This is a genomic window from Qipengyuania psychrotolerans (genome assembly GCF_019711355.1).
Classification (GTDB): domain Bacteria; phylum Pseudomonadota; class Alphaproteobacteria; order Sphingomonadales; family Sphingomonadaceae; genus Qipengyuania; species Qipengyuania psychrotolerans.
This window is the reverse complement of the sequence record NZ_CP081297.1, coordinates 1,873,065-1,893,593: the sequence shown is the minus strand read 5'-3', so window position 1 is coordinate 1,893,593 and position 20,529 is coordinate 1,873,065. Positions and strand designations below refer to the sequence as shown.

At 61.1% G+C, this 20,529-nt stretch carries 23 protein-coding genes; 13 read left to right on the top strand and 10 right to left on the bottom strand.

The genetic code is table 11. The features are described from left to right. Positions 1-248: 248 nt before the first annotated feature. The gene (locus K3166_RS09320; protein ID WP_221421985.1) at positions 249-1,121 is read left to right on the top strand and encodes a crotonase/enoyl-CoA hydratase family protein; all 873 of its coding nucleotides are present in this window, start codon (positions 249-251) and stop codon (positions 1,119-1,121) included. 66 nt (positions 1,122-1,187) lie between these two features. Then, the gene (locus K3166_RS09315) at positions 1,188-1,658 is read left to right on the top strand and encodes a MarR family winged helix-turn-helix transcriptional regulator (protein ID WP_221421984.1); all 471 of its coding nucleotides are present in this window, start codon (positions 1,188-1,190) and stop codon (positions 1,656-1,658) included. Between the two features lie 54 nt (positions 1,659-1,712). Here K3166_RS09315 and K3166_RS09310 read toward each other — a convergent pair whose 3' ends face one another. From K3166_RS09310 to K3166_RS09280, 7 genes are all read right to left on the bottom strand, one after another. After that, complete coding sequence (locus K3166_RS09310; RefSeq protein ID WP_425594559.1) at positions 1,713-2,723, bottom strand: type II secretion system F family protein; 1,011 nt, start codon at positions 2,721-2,723, stop codon at positions 1,713-1,715. A gap of 19 nt (positions 2,724-2,742) precedes the next feature. After that, on the bottom strand, positions 2,743-3,717 hold the full coding sequence (locus K3166_RS09305; protein ID WP_221421983.1) for a type II secretion system F family protein: 975 nt from the start codon (positions 3,715-3,717) through the stop codon (positions 2,743-2,745). Between the two features lie 84 nt (positions 3,718-3,801). Further along, entirely contained in the window at positions 3,802-5,085 is a 1,284-nt protein-coding gene (locus tag K3166_RS09300) for a pilus assembly protein CpaE (RefSeq protein WP_221421982.1), read from the bottom strand. A gap of 3 nt (positions 5,086-5,088) precedes the next feature. After that, the gene (locus tag K3166_RS09295; RefSeq protein ID WP_247714594.1) at positions 5,089-5,742 is read right to left on the bottom strand and encodes a CpaD family pilus assembly protein; all 654 of its coding nucleotides are present in this window, start codon (positions 5,740-5,742) and stop codon (positions 5,089-5,091) included. 11 nt (positions 5,743-5,753) lie between these two features. Continuing rightward, entirely contained in the window at positions 5,754-7,304 is a 1,551-nt protein-coding gene (locus tag K3166_RS09290; protein ID WP_221421981.1) for a type II and III secretion system protein family protein, read from the bottom strand. 39 nt (positions 7,305-7,343) lie between these two features. Next, entirely contained in the window at positions 7,344-8,375 is a 1,032-nt protein-coding gene (cpaB, locus tag K3166_RS09285; RefSeq protein ID WP_221421980.1) for a Flp pilus assembly protein CpaB, read from the bottom strand. Positions 8,376-8,467: 92 nt separating this feature from the next. Further along, positions 8,468-9,181, bottom strand: coding sequence for an A24 family peptidase (locus tag K3166_RS09280; protein WP_221421979.1), 714 nt, complete (start codon positions 9,179-9,181; stop codon positions 8,468-8,470). A gap of 114 nt (positions 9,182-9,295) precedes the next feature. Here K3166_RS09280 and K3166_RS09275 point away from each other — a divergent pair, with 114 nt between their 5' ends. The 3 genes from K3166_RS09275 (at position 9,296) to K3166_RS09265 (ending at position 11,584) form a co-directional block, all read left to right on the top strand. Further along, positions 9,296-10,252: an alpha/beta fold hydrolase gene (locus K3166_RS09275; RefSeq protein WP_221424048.1), complete on the top strand. Its 957-nt coding sequence runs from the start codon at positions 9,296-9,298 to the stop codon at positions 10,250-10,252. Continuing rightward, complete coding sequence (locus K3166_RS09270; RefSeq protein WP_221421978.1) at positions 10,249-11,346, top strand: NAD(P)/FAD-dependent oxidoreductase; 1,098 nt, start codon at positions 10,249-10,251, stop codon at positions 11,344-11,346. Before K3166_RS09275 ends, K3166_RS09270 begins: the two co-directional genes overlap by 4 nt. A 61-nt stretch (positions 11,347-11,407) precedes the next feature. Next, the gene (locus tag K3166_RS09265) at positions 11,408-11,584 is read left to right on the top strand and encodes a YegP family protein (RefSeq protein ID WP_221421977.1); all 177 of its coding nucleotides are present in this window, start codon (positions 11,408-11,410) and stop codon (positions 11,582-11,584) included. A gap of 3 nt (positions 11,585-11,587) precedes the next feature. Here K3166_RS09265 and rnhA read toward each other — a convergent pair whose 3' ends face one another. Genes rnhA through ispH form a run of 3 tightly spaced genes read right to left on the bottom strand, consistent with a single transcriptional unit; the run spans position 11,588 to position 13,997 of the window. Continuing rightward, positions 11,588-12,034: a ribonuclease HI gene (rnhA, locus tag K3166_RS09260; RefSeq protein ID WP_221421976.1), complete on the bottom strand. Its 447-nt coding sequence runs from the start codon at positions 12,032-12,034 to the stop codon at positions 11,588-11,590. A 27-nt stretch (positions 12,035-12,061) separates the two neighbouring features. After that, complete coding sequence (thrB, locus tag K3166_RS09255; protein ID WP_221421975.1) at positions 12,062-13,018, bottom strand: homoserine kinase; 957 nt, start codon at positions 13,016-13,018, stop codon at positions 12,062-12,064. 1 nt (position 13,019) lies between these two features. Further along, on the bottom strand, positions 13,020-13,997 hold the full coding sequence (gene ispH, locus K3166_RS09250; RefSeq protein ID WP_221421974.1) for a 4-hydroxy-3-methylbut-2-enyl diphosphate reductase: 978 nt from the start codon (positions 13,995-13,997) through the stop codon (positions 13,020-13,022). 93 nt (positions 13,998-14,090) lie between these two features. Between ispH and K3166_RS09245 the strand changes: the two genes are divergently transcribed. The 8 genes from K3166_RS09245 (at position 14,091) to tatB (ending at position 20,529) form a co-directional block, all read left to right on the top strand. Beyond that, positions 14,091-14,744: a hypothetical protein gene (locus K3166_RS09245; RefSeq protein ID WP_221421973.1), complete on the top strand. Its 654-nt coding sequence runs from the start codon at positions 14,091-14,093 to the stop codon at positions 14,742-14,744. A gap of 65 nt (positions 14,745-14,809) precedes the next feature. Then, positions 14,810-16,549, top strand: a complete 1,740-nt coding sequence (gene argS / locus K3166_RS09240; RefSeq protein WP_221421972.1) for an arginine--tRNA ligase — start codon at positions 14,810-14,812, stop codon at positions 16,547-16,549. Between the two features lie 2 nt (positions 16,550-16,551). After that, positions 16,552-17,268: an SPOR domain-containing protein gene (locus K3166_RS09235; protein ID WP_221421971.1), complete on the top strand. Its 717-nt coding sequence runs from the start codon at positions 16,552-16,554 to the stop codon at positions 17,266-17,268. A 79-nt stretch (positions 17,269-17,347) separates the two neighbouring features. Continuing rightward, positions 17,348-18,367 carry a beta-N-acetylhexosaminidase gene (gene nagZ / locus K3166_RS09230; protein ID WP_221421970.1) on the top strand — a complete coding sequence of 340 codons (1,020 nt, stop codon included), beginning with the start codon at positions 17,348-17,350 and terminating at the stop codon, positions 18,365-18,367. Next, positions 18,364-19,164, top strand: coding sequence for a segregation and condensation protein A (locus K3166_RS09225; protein WP_221421969.1), 801 nt, complete (start codon positions 18,364-18,366; stop codon positions 19,162-19,164). The genes nagZ and K3166_RS09225 overlap by 4 nt, the downstream gene beginning before the upstream one ends. Beyond that, positions 19,161-19,751: an SMC-Scp complex subunit ScpB gene (gene scpB, locus K3166_RS09220; RefSeq protein ID WP_221421968.1), complete on the top strand. Its 591-nt coding sequence runs from the start codon at positions 19,161-19,163 to the stop codon at positions 19,749-19,751. The genes K3166_RS09225 and scpB overlap by 4 nt, the downstream gene beginning before the upstream one ends. A 59-nt stretch (positions 19,752-19,810) precedes the next feature. Then, a complete protein-coding gene (tatA, locus tag K3166_RS09215; protein ID WP_221421967.1) occupies positions 19,811-20,041 on the top strand; it encodes a twin-arginine translocase TatA/TatE family subunit in 231 nt (76 codons plus the stop codon). 23 nt (positions 20,042-20,064) lie between these two features. Beyond that, entirely contained in the window at positions 20,065-20,529 is a 465-nt protein-coding gene (gene tatB, locus K3166_RS09210) for a Sec-independent protein translocase protein TatB (protein WP_221421966.1), read from the top strand.

Genomic DNA, 20,529 nt, shown 5'->3' with positions numbered 1-20,529 from the left:
ATGAAAAATACTCTTCCTCAACGGGCCTCGATGCCGCGCTGTTCCAGAGAGTATTTTTTCCTGGAATCGGAACTTTTGCGCCGCAGGATTTCCTACTTTGCGGCAGTGGCTTAGAGGCCGCAAGAGATGCAAAACCGCTCTCAGCTCAATTCCGATCCCGCTTGTCCCGGCAGAGGGACGCTTTGCTTTTCGGGCAAGACCGTGTTCCATGTGTTCCATCCAGATGGACCGACCAAGAGGGAATCCAAATGAGCTCCTACACGCAGATCAAGCTCGACATCGCCGACGGTATTGCCACCGTGACGCTGCACCGGCCCGAGAAGATGAATGCCTTCACCCGCACCATGATGGCCGAGTTCATCGACGCGCTCGACGTGACCGATGCCGACGACAGCGTGCGCGCGGTGATCGTGACGGGCGAGGGCGAACGTGCCTTCTGCGCCGGTGCCGACCTGACGCCGGAAGGCGGGGGGCATGTGTTCTCCGATCCCAATCCGGTCGATGACCTGTCTGACGAGCGGGTGCGCGATGGCGGCGGGCGGCTGACGCTGCGGCTGTTCAACTCCAAGAAGCCGCTGATCGGGGCCTGCAACGGCGTGGCGGTGGGCGTGGGGGCGACGATGCAGTTGCCATTCGACATCCGCCTCGCCAGCGACAACGCGCGGTTCGGGTTCGTGTTCGCGAGGCGCGGGATCACGCCCGAAGCGGCCTCGAGCTGGTTCCTGCCCAAGCTGGTCGGAATGCAGACCGCGCTGGAATGGTGCATGACAGGCCGGGTGTTCGATGCGGGCGAAGCGCTCGACCGGGGGTTGGTGCGCTCGGTGCATCCGCAGGGCGAGTTAATGGATGCGGCGGTCGGTCTCGCACGCGAGATCGCCGACAACACCTCGGCTGTGTCGGTTGCAATGACCCGGGCGATGCTGTGGCGGATCGGGGCGGGGGGGCATCCGATGGACGCTCACCGGATCGACAGCCGCGCGATCTACCGCCTCAGCCGGAGCGCGGATGCGAAAGAAGGCATCGCCAGCTTCCTGGAGAAAAGGCCACCTGAATATCCCGATACGGTGGGGCAGAACATGCCCGATTTCTATCCCTGGTGGGACGAGCCGGGCTACGAGTAGTTGCAAATGTGATAGTTACGCCCGCAACGGCCTTGCCAACCGCGTCACTATACCTAGAAACGCCTCATGCCCATTCGCCACCCTGCCAAGCGCCTCGCCGATTTCCTGCCGTACCAGCTGTCCGTCGCGTCCAATGCGGTGTCGACACGCATTGCGGAGCAGTATCGCAAGCGTTTCGCGCTCAAGACGACCGAGTGGCGGATTATGGCGGTGCTCGGCGACAGCGGGCCGCTGACCCAGCGCGAGCTGTCGCAGCTCACGCTGATGGACAAGGTGCCGGTCAATCGCGCCTGCAAGACGCTGGAAAGCAGGGGGCTCGCCGAACGGACGCCAAATGCGAAGGACGGGCGCTCGCACCTCCTCGCGCTCACGACAGAAGGCAAGGCCGTACATTCGGGCATTATGCCGCTCGCGCTGAAGATCGAGAAAGAGATGTTCTCCGTCCTGACCCCGGAAGAACAGGCCGCCATGCGCGACATGCTGGCCCGGGTCAGGGATAACGCCGGAGACTTCGACGCAGAAAGCCTGGCCGACTAAATAGCCGACCAGGCTTTCTCACATACGACCCGCAAGGGCAGTTATTGTTGCCTGTCAGCCTCCGCCGCTCGTCACGCCGCTGGCGAAAGCGTCGGCGATCGAACAACCCGCCGGGCCGAGGATGACCACGAACAACACGGGCAGGATGAACAGGATCAGCGGAACGGTCATGATGGCGGGAAGACGCGCGGCCTTCTCTTCTGCGCGCATCATACGCTCGTTACGGAATTCGGCCGACAGGACGCGCAAGGCGCTGGCGAGCGGAGTACCATAGCGTTCGGTCTGGACCATCGTAGTCACCACGCCCTGAACAGCCTCGAGATTGACGCGGTAGGCCAGGTGATCGAACGCCTGCTTACGTTCGTTCAGGAACGATAGCTCGATTGCCGTAAGGGTGAATTCTTCGCCCAGTTCCGGATAAGCCCGGCCCAGTTCCTTGGCGACGCGGTTGAACGCGGCGTCCACGGTAAGACCAGCTTCCGCGCAGATGACGAGTAGATCGAGTGCATCGGGCAGACCCTTGCGGATTGCATCGGTACGCTTGTTCGCCTTGTTCTTGAGGACGATTTCGGGCCCCTTGTATCCCATGAACACGACGAACGCGAGCGCGGCTACGCGCTTATATTGCCAATCAGGATAGATCTCGACCAGATAGAGCATGACGAATGCAAACCCGCCCAGGAGGATTGGGAGGACCATCCGAAGACCGATCAGGACGACCGCGACTTCCTTGTTTCGATAGCCGGCCCAGGCCAGCTTTTGCTGCATGTCTTCGACCTGGCTCTGCTGCAGAACCTTGAGGTTGCCCAGCGTATCCTTGATCTTGTCGGTCGTGTCGGTCTTGCGAACCAGGCTCTGACGTTTCTTCGCGCTGGTTGTGACGAGGCCGAGCTTCAATTCTTCACGGCGACCTTCAAGTGCTCGGACGCGTTTCGCCATGGGATCCCTGATTGTGACCGCGGAATAGATCGCGATGAACACGGCCATTGCTGCGATCCCGGCAAGGATCGAGCCGACGAGAATGACGTCGAAGCCGAGGAGGGTAGGGCCGCTTACGGGTTCCATGATATCTCTTCCTCGTGCCTTAGATTTCGAAACTGACCATCTTGGACATGATGAACGCCCCGATGCTCATCCACACCAGACCGCCCAGTCCGATAACGATCAGGCGATCGTCTTCGAAGAATGCGCCGACGTAGGTCGGGTTGATCCACCAGATCATGCCAAAGACGATGAACGGGAGGGCGCCGACTATGTAAGCCGATGCTTTGGATTCCGAGCTCATCGCGCGGATCTTGAGCTTCATCTGCGCGCGCTTGCGGAGCACGTCTGACAGGTTCGACAGGGTTTCTGCCAAGTTGCCGCCCGTTTCGCGCTGGATTGCGAGAGTGATGCAGAAGAAGTTGAATTCCGGTATTCCCAGACGGTCAGCGGTCTGTTGGAGGGCATCCTCCATCGTCCGACCGATCTTCGTGCGCTCGACAATGCCGCGGAATTCCTGACCTACAGGCCCGGGAACTTCCTGCGCCACCACGCCGAGAGTTTCGGTCACCGGAAGGCCCGAGCGAAGGCCGCGGACGAGAAGTTCGATCGCGTCGGGAAATTTCGAGTTGAACTGGTTGGTACGCTTCTTGATCGTGCGATTGACGACAAAGTGCGGGATGCCCAGTCCAAAAAACAGGCCAATTCCGAACGACAGCGGCAGCGAACCGCTCTTGAGGAACATGATGATGGCGATGCCAAGCGTGATGCCCAGCGATGCATAGGCATATTGGCTCAACGTCCAGCCTTTGCCTGTACGATCCAGGCGGATAGCCAGCGCTTCGAGGCGTGAACCCGACCCAGCCCGTTTGAACTGTTTGGGCTTGCGGGCCGCAATGGCCTTTTTCAGCTGCGATTCGACCTTGGTGTCGGTGCTTTCCGAGTGACGGAAGCGTAGTTGCTGAAGGCGGCGGTGTCCGGCTTTCGCAGCATCAGGTCCGGTGAACGCCATGTACCCGATGACGAGCAGCGCAAGGACGCCGCCAGCAAGTAGCATGATCTGGAGCAAATTATTCATCTCGTTCCGTCCCCGTCGCTCAATCTTGAGTATGCGCCCGGAAGGGAAGGGCCGCGCGTCGCGCGGTCCCTGCTCTCCGCGTGCTTATTCGGCCGATGCCTCGACCTTGTCCTTCTTCGCCAGCAGTGACTTGATGTCGAAGCTGCCGAGGAGGGACTTCTTGCCCGAAGCCACTTCAGCGGCTTCATCGCTTTCTTCGTCTCCAAGCCCGATGATACGGGTCGAAAGCTGCTTGATGCTCGCCGACGCCTTGCTCGATGCATTGGCATCGACAAAGGTCTTGCCCAGTTTCGCAGCGTTCGCGGCAGCCTTCTGGTCGGACGGGATCGTGATATCGATCGCGCGCTCAATCGAGGCTTCGAAATCGGCCTTGCTGATTTCCGCGGCACCCGGCTGGACCTTGTTGGCCACGATCACCGGAGTGGCGTGCGCAGCATTGGTCTTGAGCCAGGACAGGATGCGGATCGTATCGCGTGCCGAAGCCAGCGTCATTTCCGTTACCAGCGTCACGACGTTCACATCGTTCAGCAAGTGCGGGAAGTTGATCAGCATGTTGCGCGGCATATCCACCAGCGTCATCTCGAATGCGTGACGGAATTCTTCCTGCAGTTGCAGGAATGCCGAACCGTCGGTCATCAAGGGCGCGTTGATGGGTGCTTCTGCCGACAGGATCGCCAGATTGTCATTCGCACGGATCATGGCGCGTTCGATAAACAGGCCGTCGATGCGGCTGGGGTTATCGATTGCGTCGGTCAGGCCGCGGCCCGGTTCCAGATCCAGTGTCAGTGCGCCGACCCCGAAATGCACGTCGAGATCAAGCAGAGCCGTCGGCATGTGCTGCTCGGCGTAGATCCATGCCAGCGAAGTCGCGATGGTGGAGGCACCAACGCCGCCGCGTGTTCCGACAACCGCCGTGGAAATGTGACGCTTGACCTGATCGCTTTCGCCGCCGCGCGGGGCAGTGAACACTGCCTGCGCCGCATTCAGCGAATCGCGCAGGACCGAAGCCGAGAGCGGCTTGAGCAGGTAATCGTGAATGCCGCTCGCAAGGAGGTCGCGGTAAAGACGCACGTCATTGACCTGCCCGATGGCGATAACGACCGTGCCGGGTTCGCAGACTTCGGCCAGGGCGTTGATGTCGTTGAGCGGATCTCCGCTTTCCGACAGGTCGACCATCAGGATGTTCGGGCTAGCCGAAACCGACAGGGACTGGATCGCATTGCGCAGACCGCCCTTGTTGCATTTTTCAGGCTGCCAGCCGAGCTCGATAACGACCGGGCGCAGGACGTCCAGCGCTGTCTCGTCGCACAGATATGCTGCGAACGGATCGCGATTGCCGGGCATGCTCGTTTTCAAGGAAGCGCTCATGACTTACTCCACTCCTTCGGTCGTGCTGATTTCAGGCAGGCCGCCGGCACCGGTCGGCTCTGCGTCCCGATAGGCCCGGATGGCTTTCGTCGAGGTCGTGACGATGGTCTCGCCAGTGCCCTGCTGGCCCTTGATCAGGTCTTCCGGATTGGCGACCATCGCAGCGAGATTGCTGTTGGTAGCGCATCCGTAGTTGGGATTGGTCGAGTTGTCGTAATTCCGCTCGGCCGTGTGCGACCAATCGGGGCAACCCGGGACCGAAGCGGTCGAGCGCGTGAGAACGACACGTGCCTGGCCAGGTTCGGAGTAGCCGGAAGTGACCGGCGTGCCTTCAGCAAGAAGGATACCGTACCGAGATGCCAGAGCTGCCACGTCTTCACGCAGTGCAGTCGAATTGGTGGCGTCTTCGATGGCAACGCGGTCGCCATAACGAAGGTCCATGCTTTCAAACCATTCGGCCAGACGCTGCTGTTCGGATACGGGCAGGCCATCAGCATTGGTACTGACGTCGAGCGTGTAGTTCGAGCGCTCAACCACCGGCTGCTTCACGCTGTAAAGCGAGCGGTTGTCCATGTTCGTGCTGCCGCAGGCACCCAGTGCGAGGGCAAGCGAAGCTGCGAGCGAAGCGGAAAGCTTGCGTTTCATATTCGTGTGCATCTTTCGTCCCCTTATTCGAAGCTGAAGCCGGGCTTGGCAGCCGCAGTCTTCTCATCGCGGCGAGCCTCGTTAGGCATGGCCACTTGTTCGTTCTTGTCCGATCCCTGGTACGAGATCTGCGGCGCAGTGTTGCCGGAGTTGCGGACGGTCGGGACCGGGCGGCCAAGACCACCTGATTGGCCATCAGCTTCCGAGAAACCAAGCGTGCGCTGGAGTTCGGTCGGTTTCAGGTAGCCATCGGTCGGAAGACGGATGTCGTTCGCGTTGACCGGCTTGACCAGATAGGGCGTGACCACGATCACGAGCTCGGTTTCGCCCTTACGATAATCGGTCGATCGGAACAGGTTGCCCAAGACCGGGATATCACCGAGGCCAGGAGCCTTCTCGATCTGGTTCTGCGAAGAATTCGACAGCAGGCCAGCGATCATGAAGCTCTGGCCAGAACCCAGTTCGACGGTGGTTTCGGCACGGCGTGTAATCAGGCCGGGAACGCGGAACCCTTCGATCGTGATGGCGCCCTGGGAAGAGAGCTCCGAAACTTCGGGCCGCACGCGGATCGAAATACGGCCGTTCGAGAGAACCGTGGGGGTGTAAGCAAGGCTTACGCCGTAGTTCTTGTATTCGATCGTCGTAGTTCCGAGGCCCTGGCTGAGCGGGATCGGAAATTCGCCGCCAGCGAGAAACTCGGCAGTTTCACCCGAAAGTGCGGTCAGGTTTGGCTGCGACAACGTTGTCACCAGGCCCTGCGTTTCCGCAAGATCGAGCGCCGAGAGGATGTCCAGACCAAGCAAGTTGCCGGTAAATCCGAGCCGCGTGCCCGCATCTGCCATCGGAACGACAGAAGTTCCGGAACCTCCAGTGTCGAAACCGACACCGAAACCGCCGGGGCTGTTGGCTCCGTATTGCGGGATGCCTTGATCGAACCCGGTGCCGACACCGACGCGGAACCCGTTGGTCGCATCGATCGAGGCGAGGTTCGCACCGATAGTACGGACAACCGAACGGCTGACCTCTGCGATGCGGACCTGAAGGTTGACCTGCAGCGGCGTAGCCATGCGCAGGCGGCTGATGACGTTCGTCTCGTCGCCCACGAAGGCTTCTACGAGGGCTTGTGCCTCCGCAGCGTCTTCAGGAGCAGCAACCGTGCCGGTCAGAAGCACCGTGTTGGTGCCCATCGTGGCGACGTTGATCTGCGCCTGCGGCATCGCGAGAGCCAGCATCTGATCGACGCTGTCGATGTTCGAGCCTACGCGAACATTGGCCGACCAGATGATGTCACCGCGAGCGTTACTGGCATAAACGGTGGTTTCACCGCCTGATTTGCCGAACAGGTACAGCTGGCGCTGCGATTTCACCTGCACATCGGCGACGTTTTCGTTCGAGATGAACACGTCGGCCATGGTGCCGGGCACGTTGATAAGCTCGCCGCGGCCAATCGAAAGGACGATGTCCTGGCTAGGGCTGACGACCGACTGGGCCGTAGCCGTGGTCGTCGGGGATGCTGCCAGAGGCGCAAGCGCCAGGCCGGCAAGCAGCAGTTTTGTGGAGAGACGACGTTTCATGGAATTGCCCCCTGAATGGCTTCCTAAGCTTGATTAATCTTAACGGAGCGACTGTGCGGAAACGGGTACCGCTTCGGTAGCCTTGCCGCGCGTTACACGAACCAGCGGACCGCTGGGCCGGGCGACCGTGGCAGTCGTGCCGCCGTCGCTCGCCGGAGCTGGCGCCTGCTGGCGAGCGCCGCCGCCGCCGCCCTGAGCCGGCATGGTGCTGCGCTGGAAGCGCGAGACATCACCGCCGGTCACAAAGGTGCCGCGAGCATCGTCCGGACGTCCCAGGGCATTGCGAAGGATACGTTCTTCTTCTTCGGGCGTCGCATCGTCGGGGATGCTGATATCGCCCTTGGCAAGAGCACGCTCGAGTTCGCCTTCGGTATCAGCGATAGCGCGCAGAGCCAGGCTCAGCGTACCGATCGTCTGTGCGACGGCGACCTTTTCGGCGATCACGGGAGTGACTTCCATGGTGACCGTGCGGAACGCCTTGACCTGCGTAACGCCGTCGATGGTTTCCTGCGTGGTCGACTGGTCGGTTGCCAGCACGCGAAGGTTACGAAGGATGGTTTCCGACGCCTTCAACGATGTGCCGTTATCGCCCTGCACCGACTGGGTGAGGACCATGTCCACACGGTCGCCCGGGAATACGAAGCCGGCAACGCCGCTTTTCGCATCAACGGGAACGGTGATGGCACGCATGCCAGGAGTAAGGGCTGCCGCAAGGAATCCTGCATCGCCCGGGCTCACCAGTGAACCTTGCGTAACCGGCTCGCCTGCTGTGATCGGGTGACGGACAACAGTGCCGATCAGCTTGGCCAGATCCGCCTCGCCATCGAGGAAGTATGCGTCCTGCACCAGTTGTTCCGGCCAAAGCTGGAAACCGATTGCATCGGCAGTGATGATGGTACCGGTCGGCAACGCGCGTTGCGCCACCAGGACCTTGGGACCGTTGGCTTCGACCTGTGCCGCGGCGTTGGCCTCTGGAGCCGAGGCTCCTGCGAACATGCTGCGGGCAACAAGCGCAGTGCCGATCGCAACGATCAGCGCACCAACCAGCAGTACCAGCTTCTTCCTATCCATGGCTATTAAGCCCCCTCATATGGCCCGCTTGATTTAAGGTGCGGGCAGCTATGGTTTCTGTCTCTAAACCCCGAATGGTTAAGATCGGGTTTTCAGCCGAATCCGGCCTGTGAAAATTCTGTGATGAAGCCGCCGCCGGCCACCCACAGTCCGGCGATGGCGATTGCCAGACCATATGGAATCCGCGGCTGCTGATCGTGACGGCGAATGATTCGGATCGACGCCAGCGTGACGAAAGCGAGGATCGCGACCGGCACCATTGCGACCAGCAGGGAAACCGCGCCGTTCGTGGCTATGGGCTCGATCAATGCATCGGGCAGGGCCAGCTTGGGACCGCCCAGAACGGCACTGGCGAAATTGAGTGCGACAAGGGTGCACGCCCCAAGCAGGAAGGTATCGCGAATGGGCTTGCGGCCGACGACGCGTGAATGCGCAACGCCCCACATGCCCATGGCAAGCGTGAGCACCCAGCCAGCCATCGCCATGATGATCACGAGGAGTGCAAAGTTCGTCGGCGGGAACCACAGAGCCAGGGCAGTCAGGAGTTTGACGTCGCCCCCGCCCATCTGGCGCACGGCAAAGAAGAGGCAGCAGATCGCAAATGTTGCGGCTGCCAGACCGATCTGGATGGCAACGCCCGGCCAGAGCGACAAACCGGTCTCCCACCAGAACAGCGGCGCTCCGGCCGCAATGACCAGGTTCAGCTTGTTGCCGATTGTCCGGGTCCTGAGGTCGGTGAAAGCCGCCCACAGCAGACCGATTGCCAATCCGGCAAGCAGAACGTAATTGAAAAACTGGTCGTGCATGACGCCCCCGAAACTTCAGTATCGAGGGCTGTGCTACCGAAACATGCTTACCAAATAGTAACCATGCCACGCTCGAACATTCGGGAGAAGCCCATTACTACTGCCAACCCGACAATGCAGAGCGCGCCGATCGACCGGCGGGCCATTCCGCCCCACGCCATCGAGAGCAAATGGCAGGCAGCGGATGGTCACCAGCTGCGCCGGATCGACTGGCCCGGCGAAGATGGCGGCGTACGTGGGTCGATCCTGTTCCTGCCGGGACGCGGCGATTTCTACGAAAAGTATCTGGAAAGCCTGGAGCAATGGCACCGTGACGGCTGGCGTGTCACCGCGGCAGACTGGCGCGGGCAGGCAGGCTCGGGGCGTTTGGGTAATGACGACACCACCGGCCACGTAGAAGACTTCGCCGACTGGGTAGCCGACCTTGAACACTTCTGGACCGAGTGGGTGAAGACCACGCCCGGTCCCCATGTCCTGGCTGCCCACTCCATGGGCGGTCACATCGTGATGCGCGCCCTCGTCGACGGAGCAGTATCGCCAGATGCCGTATTTCTCTCCGCTCCGATGCTCGGAATGAGCGGGCCGCCACTGCCGCTTCCGATGCTGCACAGCGTCGCGCGGGTGATGACCATGGTCGGCGAACCTACCCGCCCCGCCTGGAAGTGGAGCGAGAAGCCCGGTGAGGTTCCTGCCCATCGCCGCGAGCTCCTCACCCATGATGATGAACGTTACGAAGATGAACTGTGGTGGCGAGAGCAGCGCCCCGAGCTCGTCATGGGGCCCGGAAGCTGGGGCTGGGTGGAGCGGGCCTATGCCTCAACCCGGGTGATCGAAGCCGATGGCGCGATGGAAAAGGTCAATGTGCCGGTCCTCATCATTTCAACGACCAACGATAAACTGGTGAGCCATCCCGCGGTCAGGAAGGCCGCACAACGTCTGCCCAAAGGCGAGCTCGCAGAATTTGGCGACGAATCGCATCATGAGATACTGCGCGAAGTGCCGGCAGTCCGCGACAAGGCAATGGCTGCGATCAGGGAATTTCTCGACCGGGTGGTACCCGCGCAAAAGTGACGACCTACGACTACGCCATAATCGGCGCCGGAATTGCCGGTGCGAGCCTCGCTGCCGAGCTCGGAGAAGCGGGAGCAAGCGTCCTGCTGCTCGAGGCGGAAGATCATCCGGGCTATCATTCAACCGGCCGGTCGGCAGCGTTCTGGGAGGAATGTTACGGCGGGCCGCAACTGGTTCCGCTGACGCTGGCATCGGGCGCGCACTTGCGGGACAACGGCTTTCTCCGGCCGCGCGGCGCTCTTTACATAGGCCGGGCGCAAGACAAGGCGGCCCTCGACAGCTTCATGGACCGGTTTGCCGGAACCGGAGCCACGATAGAACGGATCGGCCGCGAACCCATCGCAGCTCGGGTCGCCGGTCTGCGCGAGAAATGGACCGATGCAATCTGGGAACCTGCCTGCGCCGATATCGATGTCGCGAGGCTGCATGAGCACTATCTGGCGCGAGCAAACAAGGCCGGAACCACTCTGGTGTGCAGGTCAGCCGTCATACAGGCCGATCGGACAGGCGGCGCGTGGTCACTCGAATGTTCAAACGGGAACACATACGCCAGTTGCACCTTGGTCAACGCGGCAGGCGCGTGGGCTGACACTATTGCGGAATTGGTCGGTGCTCGTCCGCTCGGAATTCAGCCGCTGCGCCGCACGGTCGCGCAACTGCGGACTGATCCGGCTCCTTTGCCTGACCAGCCGCTGGTACTGGATATTTCGGGAAGCTTCTATTTCAAACCAGAAGCGGGCCGCGTGTGGCTAAGTCCCCATGACGAAGAGCCCAGCGCGCCCTGCGACGCAGCCCCAGAAGAGCTGGCGGTGGCGCAGGCGATCGACCGATTCCAGCAAGTCGTCGATTGCAACGTCGTCGCGGTCGAACGCAAATGGGCAGGGCTCAGAAGTTTCGCGCCTGACCGGCTGCCTGTCTACGGGATGGATCCGCAGGTCGAAGGGCTCGCATGGTTTGCCGGGCAAGGCGGATTCGGCATCCAGACCTCACCCGCGGCTGCGCGGCTTGCAGCGCAATTGCTGACAGGCTCGCCGCGCGATGCGGTGACCGAAGGGATCGATGCCGCCATTTATTCGCCGGGACGCTTCGCCTAGCCAAAGCGTCAACATTTGTTAGGGTGCATGGCGAATCCAACGTCAATTCTAGGAGAGACGCATGAGCCATCATTTCGAAATTTATAAGGACAAGGCCGGGGAATTCCGGGTCCGTTTCAAATATAATTCCGAAACCATGTTCTCGACTGAGGGCTACAGCTCCAAGGCGAGCGCGCAGAATGCCATCGATTCAATCAAGAAGAATGGCCCCGGCGCGGAAGTCGTCGACAACTCCTGAATTCTAGCCCTTGCCAGCGGCGGCGCGGTCAGCGGCTTCGGTGGCGAGGGCATCCACCCGTTCGTTTTCCGGGTGACCCGAATGGCCTTTGACCCAGTTCCATTCGATGGTGTGGCGCGCGCTTGCCTCGATCAGGTCGTGCCATAGTTCCGCGTTTTTGACCGGCTTCTTGCTAGCATTGACCCAGCCGCGCTTTTTCCAACCGTGGACCCACTTCGTGATGCCTTCGATCAGATACTTGCTGTCGGTATAAAGAGCGACCTGGCACGGCTCGATCAGCGCGTTAAGGCCCTTGATCGCAGCGGTCATTTCCATCCGGTTGTTTGTGGTATCGGGATCGCCGCCCGACAATTCTTTTTCATGCTTTCCCATGCGCAGCAACGCGCCCCAACCGCCAGGGCCAGGATTGCCTTTGCACGATCCATCGGTGAACAATTCAACTTGTTTCATCGGGAGGCCCCTAGCGCGAGTGCGCGCTCAGGCGAAGGCCTTGTCGGCGTTCTCGACATAGAAATCCCAACGCCGCACGAAATCCATCGGATCCTTGCGCGTAACCAGCGCATCGGCGGGCGTGTCGAGCCAATCTTCGGCGCGGCTTGCGACGAATCGCAGACAAGCGCCCTGGGCAAGGATCGGCAGCGCTTGCCGTTCGCTGCCCTCGAGCGGCCTGACGGTCTCATACCCCTCGACAAGCGCCTGTCCGATAGCTGCACCGAACCTTTTGCCGGTCCGATCGAAGCACCATGCCGCGTGGGTTACCGCAAGGTCGTAAGCCATGGCGCCATTGCAGGCGAAGTAGAAATCAATCAGGCCCGATACCGTTTCGCCCATCATCAGGACATTGTCTGGAAACAGGTCTGAATGAATGACCGATTGGGGCAGATCGCCTGGCCAGGTTTCAGTGATATTGCGGCCCATATCGATAACACGCGGCAGCCGGGGATCGATTTTGGCCAGAGCATCGGCTCCGCATTTCTCGAGGATTGCCAACGTGTCTTCCGGTGCAAGGTCGTTTTCGCGCTGGCGGCCGAAATCCATGGCCGCGATGTGGATCTGCGCGAGCGCCGCGCCAACCGCACGGGCCTGCGCCGGCGTAGGTTCAGCTGGAGAGATGCCCGGAAGAAACTCGATCAGGGCAACTGCCTTGCCGTCATGGCTCCGGTAGGCTTTCCCTGAACGATCGTGGACAGTTGCCGGCACAGGACACTTTTTCGCTGCGAGGTGATCAAGCAGGCCGAGGAAAAAAGGCAGGTCGCCCAATTCTATTCGCCGCTCGTACATCGTCAGGATGAAGCGGGCCTTGGCAGTATCGACAATCCAGTTCGAATTCGAGACGCCCTCTGCGATGCCCTTGGCAGAAACCAGTTCGCCGACATCGTAATGCGCGATCAGGCCCGCCAGTTCTTCGGCGCCAAGGAAGGTATAGACTGCCAATTCAGTCGGTGAGCTGACGCGGCAGTTTGAAGATCATCTTTTCCTCGGTGGTGGTGATGATCTCTTCGCTGACAGCGCGCCAGTCGGACAGGCGGTCAACCACCTCGCGGACCAGCTTTTCCGGGGCCGATGCGCCGGCGGTCAGACCAAGTGTGCCGACACCTTCGAGCCATTCCGGTTCGATCTCGCTCGCGCGCTGGATCAGCCGTGCATCTGTTCCCATCCGCTGGGCAACTTCGACGAGACGCAGCGAGTTCGATGAATTCGGCGCTCCGATCACCAGCACCAGGTCGCAGCCGCCAGCAATCTCTTTCACCGAGGCCTGACGATTGCTGGTCGCATAGCAAATATCTTCTGCTTTCGGTGCGACGATCTGCGGATAGCGTTCCTGCAAGGCTTCGACGATTTCGCGCGTGTCATCCACGGACAGAGTGGTTTGCGTGAGGAACGAGAGATCTTCGTCTTGGCCGAACGGCAATTTCGCAACGTCTTCGATTGTTTCGACGAGCGTGATCTGGCCTTCGGGCACTTGGCCCATCGTCCCGATAACTTCGGGATGTCCTTCGTGGCCGATGAAAAGGATATGCTGGCCCTTTTCGATCTGGCGTTCAGCCTGCCGGTGGACCTTGCTCACGAGCGGGCAGGTTGCATCGACATACAGAAGCTTGCGGCGCTCCGCTTCTGCCGGGACCGATTTCGGCACACCGTGCGCGGAAAAAACGACATGCGCATCGTCTGGCACTTCGTCCAGGTCCTCGACGAAGATCGCGCCTTTAGCTTTCAGCGAGTCTACAACGTACCTGTTGTGCACGATTTCGTGCCGTACATAGACGGGCGCGCCATATTTTTCGAGCGCACGCTCGACGATTTCGATCGCTCGGTCCACGCCTGCGCAGAAGCCGCGCGGTGCCGCGATCAGCAGTTGGAGCGGGAGTCGGGGATCATTCCCCGAAGCGGTGGATGGAAATGGGGCGTTCATGCGGGCCCCTCTAGCGCTTTGCATCGCGCCAAGCTAGGGCACGCTCGCCCCGGCTGGGGCTCTGAATACGAACACATGAGGATTGCCATCAACATGACCTATCGCTTTCGATTCCTGACCGCACTTGGAATGGGTCTCGCACTTGCAGGATGCAAGAGTGATGGTGAACTGGTTGTTGCTGGCAATGCCGTGGGTATTACGGCAGTCCGGACTGCTTGCCCTGCGGTCGGCATTCCCGATTATACGGGCGATATGACGCTGTTCAACAGCCCGACTTCCAGGACGCTTGGCGATCTCGATGTGACCGCGGCAATCACCAACCTCAATTCTACCTGCAACGAAGAAGGCGACCGGGTTTATGCCGAAGCCACCTTCGATGTCGTGGCGCGCCGCGCCAATGTGCAGGGCGCACGCACCATTGAACTGCCGTATTTCTCGACCGTATTGCGCGGCGGCAGCGCCGTTGTCAGCAAGCGCGTGGGTACGGTCACCCTCACTTTCGCCGATGGTGCCGAGCGCGCTACGGCAAGTGGGAAGGCTGCGGCTTTCGTGAACCGCGCAGATGCCACGCTACCTGCGGACGTTCGTGAACGGATCACGCGCAAGCGTAAGGCGGGCGATCCCGATGCGGCGCTCGACCCGCTCGCCGATCCCGAGGTGCGGGCAGCCGTGCAGCGCGCAACGTTTGAGCTGCTGGTCGGCTTCCAGCTGACGCAAGACCAGCTGCGTTACAACGCAACCCGCTAATACGCAGGGGCGAAAGCCCATTCTGACATCTTGCCATTTTGCCCGATTCGTCTAGGCGCGCGGGCATGGCTGAACTGCAGACACTCCACGCTTCGTTCGCGGCGAAAATCGACGCTGTCCTCAACGCGCTCGAGATGGAAGGACACCTTCCCAAAGACGCGGATCGTTCGAATGTGACCGTCGAACCGCCGCGCGACCCTTCGCATGGCGACCTGTCGACGAATGCGGCGATGGTGCTGGCCAAGCAGGCGAAAACCAATCCGCGTGCACTTGCAGAACTGATCGTCGAGCATCTCCAGCGCGAACCGGACATCGCCGATTCGATGATTGCCGGGCCCGGCTTCATCAATCTGCGGCTTGCAGATACGGCCTGGCTTCGCGAACTGGGTGCGATCAACTCGCTCGGCAAGGATTATGGCCGCTCTGAACTTGGCGGCGGCAAGATGGTCAATGTCGAATATGTTTCGGCCAATCCCACCGGCCCGATGCACATGGGGCACTGCCGCGGAGCAGTGGTCGGCGATGCGCTGTCAGGATTGCTCGAATTTGCGGGCCACAAGGTTACGCGCGAATATTATGTCAACGACGCAGGCGGCCAGGTCGACGTGCTGGCCCGCTCTGCGCACCTCAGATACCGTGAAGCGCTGGGCGAAGATATCGGCGCGATCCCCGAAGGTCTCTACCCGGGCGACTACCTGAAACCAGTCGGCAGGGCGCTGGCCGAGGAATTCGGCGATAAATACGCGACTGCTTCAGAGAATGAATGGCTTGCCATCTTCCGCAAGAAGGCAGTCGCGGCGATGATGGACATGATCCGCGCCGATCTCGCGCGGCTCGGTATCGAGCACGCGGTGTTCGCCTCGGAAGCTGAATTGCAGGCCGCGGGGAAGCCTGAAGAAGCAGAAAAATGGCTGCGCGAACATGGGTTTGTCTATGACGGTGTGCTTGAAGCGCCAAAGGGCAAGGCCCCGCCGGAAGACTGGGAGCCGGTTGAGCTGCCGCTGTTCCGTTCGACCCAGTTCGGCGATGACCAGGACCGGCCGATCAAGAAGTCGAACGGGGCGTGGACCTATTTCGGCGCCGATCTCGCCTATCACTTCCAGAAGGCAGACGAAGCCGACGTCCTGATTGATATCTGGGGTGCGGACCATGCCGGAACGGTGAAGCGGATCAAGGCTGCTGTGGCCGCGCTGACACAGGGTGCTGGCCGCGATGTGCCGTTCGACGTAAAGCTTGTGCAGATGGTCAATCTGATGCGCGACGGCGAGCCGGTGAAGATGTCCAAACGCTCGGGCACGTTCGTCACCCTGGCCGATGTCGTGGACGAAGTCGGCAAGGACGTGGTGCGTTTCACCATGCTGACCCGGAAGCCCGAAGCGCAGATGGAGTTCGACTTCGCCAAGGTGGTCGAAGCCTCCAAGGACAACCCGGTTTTCTACCTCCAGTATGCCCATGCGCGTATCCGCTCGACCCTGCGCAAGGCGGGCGTCGAGCCGAGTGCGGAGCATCTGGACCGGCTTGGCGAGAACGAATTCGCGCTTGTACGGGAAGCGGCACAGTTTCCGCGGATCGTCGAAGCGGCCGCGCGGGCGCGCGAACCGCATCGCATTGCGTTTTTCCTCGGCGATCTGGCCGCTGCCTTCCACAGCTACTGGAATGCAGGTAATGATGACCCGGCAAAGCGCATCATTCTGGAAAGTGATCCGGAATTGACTGGTGCGCGCCTGTTCGTGGCAGCGCAAGTTGCGCAGGTTATCCGTAATGGCCTTGGTATTCTGGGCGTCGAAGCGGTCGAGGAGATGTAAGCATGGCTTCCGGTACCTACGATCAGAACGGCAACTGGGACGAGGGCGAAGATCTCGAGCTGCTCGACAGCGACGAGCGCCTGCCCTGGCTCGAAGCCGATGACGACGAGGAAGACGAGGCGGGCTTCGCTACGTCGCGCATAGTCCTGCTGGGCATCCTCTCGCTGGTACTGGTCGGCGCGCTCGTCGCGGGCGCATGGTATTTCCTTGGCGGCAGCGCGGACGAACCACCAGCTGACGGTAGCCTGATTGCAGCGCCCACCGAACCCTATAAAACCCGTCCGGACGATCCCGGCGGCAAGACCTATGCCGGGACCGGCGATACCAGCTTCGCGGTCGGCGAAGGCCAGACGCGCGAAGGGAAACTGGCGGATAAGCCGGAGCAGAACGCTGGGGCTACCGGGCCGTCCATCGCGAGCACCCTCAATGACGACGGTTCCGAGGCTGCCGAGCCGGCCGCCCCCGCTCCCGCTCCGCAGGCACTAAGCGGTGTCGCAGTGCAGGTTGGGGCTTTTCCCACCCGTGCAGATGCGCAGGATGCCTGGGCTGGCTTGATGCGGCAAACGGAGGCCTTGAACGGCGTAAGCCACCGGGTGGTGGAGGCGAAAGTCGATATTGGCACGGTGTATCGTCTTCAGGCTGTCACCGGTGACCGGGCATCTGCCATTCGGCTTTGCAACGCGCTGAAAACCGACGGACTGCCCTGTTTCGTCAAATAAGGTGCGGGTGGGCGCGGTTTCCACACTTCCTGCCCGTTGATTGCTTGCCACTAGGCGTATTGAGGCGCATTTTCGCACCATGTTACCTGCAATCTTCGGCATCGCCGGACTAGAGTTGTCGCCGGACGAACGCGCCTTCTTCAAGGACGCGGACCCTGCGGGCTATATCCTGTTCGCTCGCAACTGTGAAAACCGCGAACAGCTGCGCCGGCTGACCGATGATTTGCGCAGCATTCATGGACGTGACCGGCTGATCGTCTCGATCGATCAGGAGGGCGGGCGCGTGGCGCGCCTCAAGCCGCCCGAATGGCCGGCATATCCTGCCGGCGAAGTGTTCGCGCATCTGTTCGACATTGCTCCGGCCTGTGCGATCGAAGCAGCGCGAAACAATGCCGAAGCGATGGCTCGCGAACTCGCGCTGGTCGGCATCAGCGTCGATTTTCATGCCCCCTTCGACGTGCGCCGCCCTGAAACGGACGATGTGATCGGAGACCGCGCGCTGGGCACCGACGAACTGCAGGTTGCGGCGCTGGGCCGCGCCATCCTCGACGGGATGGGCCATGCCGGCGTCGTTGGCTGCCTCAAGCATATGCCTGGGCACGGGCGCGCAACGGTCGACAGTCACAAGCAATTGCCCCGCGTCGATGCGAGCGACGAAGAATTGCAAGTCGACATCGACCCGTTTCGCACCTTGGCCGCCCACCCGCTGGGCATGACCGCGCATATTGTCTTCTCGGCATGGGATGATCAGCGGCCTGCCACGATGTCACCCACAGTGATTGAAAAGATCATTCGCGGGCGAATCGGTTTTGACGGTCTGTTGCTGACGGACGACATCGATATGCAGGCGCTCGACGGCACTATTGCCGAACGGTGCGAGAAAGCCTTGGCCGCTGGCTGCGACATTGCGCTGAATTGCTGGGCCAAGCAAGACGATCAGATCGCCATCGCGAGCAGTCTTGGCCCCATGTCCGCCAAGACCGCAGAGCGTCTTGACCGTGTCCACGCCTTGATGGGCGATCCCGCAGACACAGCGGACACTGCCGAACTCTTGGCCAAGCGTGATGCATTGCTCGCACTGGCCGGGGAGGCCGCGTGAACGACGGCCTGCTGTTCACTGATCCTTCGCAAGAGACCGAGGACTGGGACGGTGTTGCCGCCGAAAAATCTGCCGATGAAGGCTCCCTCTATCTGGAGCTTGATGGCTGGGAAGGTCCGCTCGACCTCTTGCTTGACCTTGCGCGCCGACAGAAGGTGGACCTGCGCGAGATATCGATCCTGTCACTGGTTGAACAATACCTCGATTACATCGAGACTGCCGAAGCGCTTAAGCTGGAACTGGCCGCCGATTATCTCGTGATGGCGGCATGGCTGGCTTATTTGAAATCGGCGATGCTCCTGCCCAAGGAAGAGCAGGAAGATCCCAGCCCCGAAGAGCTCGCGCTGAAGCTGCAATTGCGTTTGCAACGCCTCGGCGCGATGCGCGATGCGGCGGCGCGGCTGATGGGCGGCGACCGGATAGGCAGAGATGTTTTCCTGCGCGGATCACCCGAAGGCCTGGACATCGTTCGCAAGACGAAATGGAACTGTGACCAGTATGCGCTGATCGAGGCTTATGGCCGGGTCAAGGCGCGCACCGCGCCTGCGGTCCATATGGTCCGTGAGCGGCCGGTCATGACGCTCGATTCCGCGCTGGAGCGGGTGTCCCATATGCTCGGCGTTACGCTGGAGTGGATGGAAATCCGCGATTTCCTCCCGCCCCATGCCGAACCGAGACTGCGCCGATCAGCTTTGGCCTCCAGCTTCGTCGCCGCGCTGGAACTGGCACGCCGGGGCCGGGCAGAGATTGCGCAGGAAGATACGTTTGGTCCCTTGCGGTTGAGGCGCATCACATGACCGATCTGGAACGCGCTATCGAAGCGGCACTGTTTGCAGCGGAAGAGCCGATGACTGTCGAAGCGCTGGCGGGATTTCTGGGCGATGCCGCGGTCGCCGACGTCCGAGAGGCGCTGAAGGAGCTGGCACAAACCTATTCCGAGCGCGGGGTCCATCTCGTCGAACGGGCAAAACGTTGGCATTTCGAGACTGCACCCGACCTCGCTCACCTGCTGCGCAAGGAAAAGGAGCAGGTCCGCCGCCTCAGCCGTGCCGCGACCGAGGTCCTTGCGATCATCGCCTATCATGAACCGGTCAGCCGTGCGGAAATCGAATCCATCCGCGGGGTGCAGACATCAGGCGGCACGTTGGACGTCCTCTTGGAAGCGGGCTGGGTGAAAATTGCAGGCCGCCGCGAAGTGCCCGGACGGCCGACCATCTACGCGACAACGCCTGATTTCCTCGACCATTTCGGGCTTGGCAGCCGACGCGATTTGCCGGGTATCTCCGAACTGCGCGCCACCGGCCTGCTCGACCCGGTCGAGGACGCCTATGAAGAGCTGATGGGGCCTGACGAAGAACAAAGCGAACCGCAGGACGCAGCCTGACTGGCGCTTCGCCCCGCAAGCGCCTATATTGGTGCCAACGTTATTGAAAAGGTTTCCCCATGTCGCTCGGCCCCTGGCAGCTCATTATCATCGCACTCGTTATCCTCGTCCTGTTCGGGCGGGGCCGCATTTCCGAAATGATGGGTGATTTCGGCAAGGGGATAAAAAGCTTCAAGCAAGGCATGAACGAAGACGATGCAGCTCCGTCCAAGCAGTTGGAGCACGAAGCGAAACCGGCGAGCGAAGGCCTGACCGAAGACCAGGTCAAGTCGAACTCCGAACCCAAGTAACCCGCTGAAGGGCGCACGCGCGCATGTTCGATATCGGCGCTGCCGAACTCTTGCTGGTCGTCATTGTGGCGATACTGGTGATCGGCCCGAAGGATATGCCGCGCGCGATGCGCACGGCTGGCAGATGGATCGGCAAGATGCGCCGTATGTCCTCGCATTTCCGTTCAGGAATCGACGAAATGGTCCGGCAGGCCGAGATCGAGGACATGGAAAAGAAGTGGGCCGACCGTAACTCTGAAATCATGGCCAAGTATCCTACCGGCTCCGAACCGGCAGGCGGCGCGCCCGAGGGCCTGCTGGATGGCGAAATGCAGCCGCTTGCGTCTGCTGGCGAAGTTCCCGATGCCGATGCGGCCGCCGAAGCAGCTATCAAACGCGCTGCGCCGAAGAAGGCGCCGGAGCATGGCGGTGCGGCCGATGATGAACCCGGTCTCCCGCTTGGCGATCAACCGCCAGCGCCTCCTCCTCCTGTGAAGGGCGAGGGCTGA

Coding starts and splice junctions, on each gene's coding strand:
- nagZ (WP_221421970.1), top strand. CDS start 17,348: ATGTTACCTGCAATCTTCGGCATCGCCGGACTAGAGTTGTCGCCGGAC.
- K3166_RS09310 (WP_425594559.1), bottom strand. CDS start 2,723: ATGGAACCCGTAAGCGGCCCTACCCTCCTCGGCTTCGACGTCATTCTC.
- K3166_RS09300 (WP_221421982.1), bottom strand. CDS start 5,085: ATGAGCGCTTCCTTGAAAACGAGCATGCCCGGCAATCGCGATCCGTTC.
- K3166_RS09295 (WP_247714594.1), bottom strand. CDS start 5,742: ATGCACACGAATATGAAACGCAAGCTTTCCGCTTCGCTCGCAGCTTCG.
- K3166_RS09235 (WP_221421971.1), top strand. CDS start 16,552: ATGGCTTCCGGTACCTACGATCAGAACGGCAACTGGGACGAGGGCGAA.
- ispH (WP_221421974.1), bottom strand. CDS start 13,997: ATGAACGCCCCATTTCCATCCACCGCTTCGGGGAATGATCCCCGACTC.
- scpB (WP_221421968.1), top strand. CDS start 19,161: ATGACCGATCTGGAACGCGCTATCGAAGCGGCACTGTTTGCAGCGGAA.
- cpaB (WP_221421980.1), bottom strand. CDS start 8,375: ATGGATAGGAAGAAGCTGGTACTGCTGGTTGGTGCGCTGATCGTTGCG.
- K3166_RS09320 (WP_221421985.1), top strand. CDS start 249: ATGAGCTCCTACACGCAGATCAAGCTCGACATCGCCGACGGTATTGCC.
- K3166_RS09305 (WP_221421983.1), bottom strand. CDS start 3,717: ATGAATAATTTGCTCCAGATCATGCTACTTGCTGGCGGCGTCCTTGCG.
- argS (WP_221421972.1), top strand. CDS start 14,810: ATGGCTGAACTGCAGACACTCCACGCTTCGTTCGCGGCGAAAATCGAC.
- K3166_RS09275 (WP_221424048.1), top strand. CDS start 9,296: ATGCAGAGCGCGCCGATCGACCGGCGGGCCATTCCGCCCCACGCCATC.
- tatB (WP_221421966.1), top strand. CDS start 20,065: ATGTTCGATATCGGCGCTGCCGAACTCTTGCTGGTCGTCATTGTGGCG.
- tatA (WP_221421967.1), top strand. CDS start 19,811: ATGTCGCTCGGCCCCTGGCAGCTCATTATCATCGCACTCGTTATCCTC.
- K3166_RS09245 (WP_221421973.1), top strand. CDS start 14,091: ATGACCTATCGCTTTCGATTCCTGACCGCACTTGGAATGGGTCTCGCA.
- K3166_RS09290 (WP_221421981.1), bottom strand. CDS start 7,304: ATGAAACGTCGTCTCTCCACAAAACTGCTGCTTGCCGGCCTGGCGCTT.
- K3166_RS09280 (WP_221421979.1), bottom strand. CDS start 9,181: ATGCACGACCAGTTTTTCAATTACGTTCTGCTTGCCGGATTGGCAATC.
- rnhA (WP_221421976.1), bottom strand. CDS start 12,034: ATGAAACAAGTTGAATTGTTCACCGATGGATCGTGCAAAGGCAATCCT.
- K3166_RS09315 (WP_221421984.1), top strand. CDS start 1,188: ATGCCCATTCGCCACCCTGCCAAGCGCCTCGCCGATTTCCTGCCGTAC.
- K3166_RS09265 (WP_221421977.1), top strand. CDS start 11,408: ATGAGCCATCATTTCGAAATTTATAAGGACAAGGCCGGGGAATTCCGG.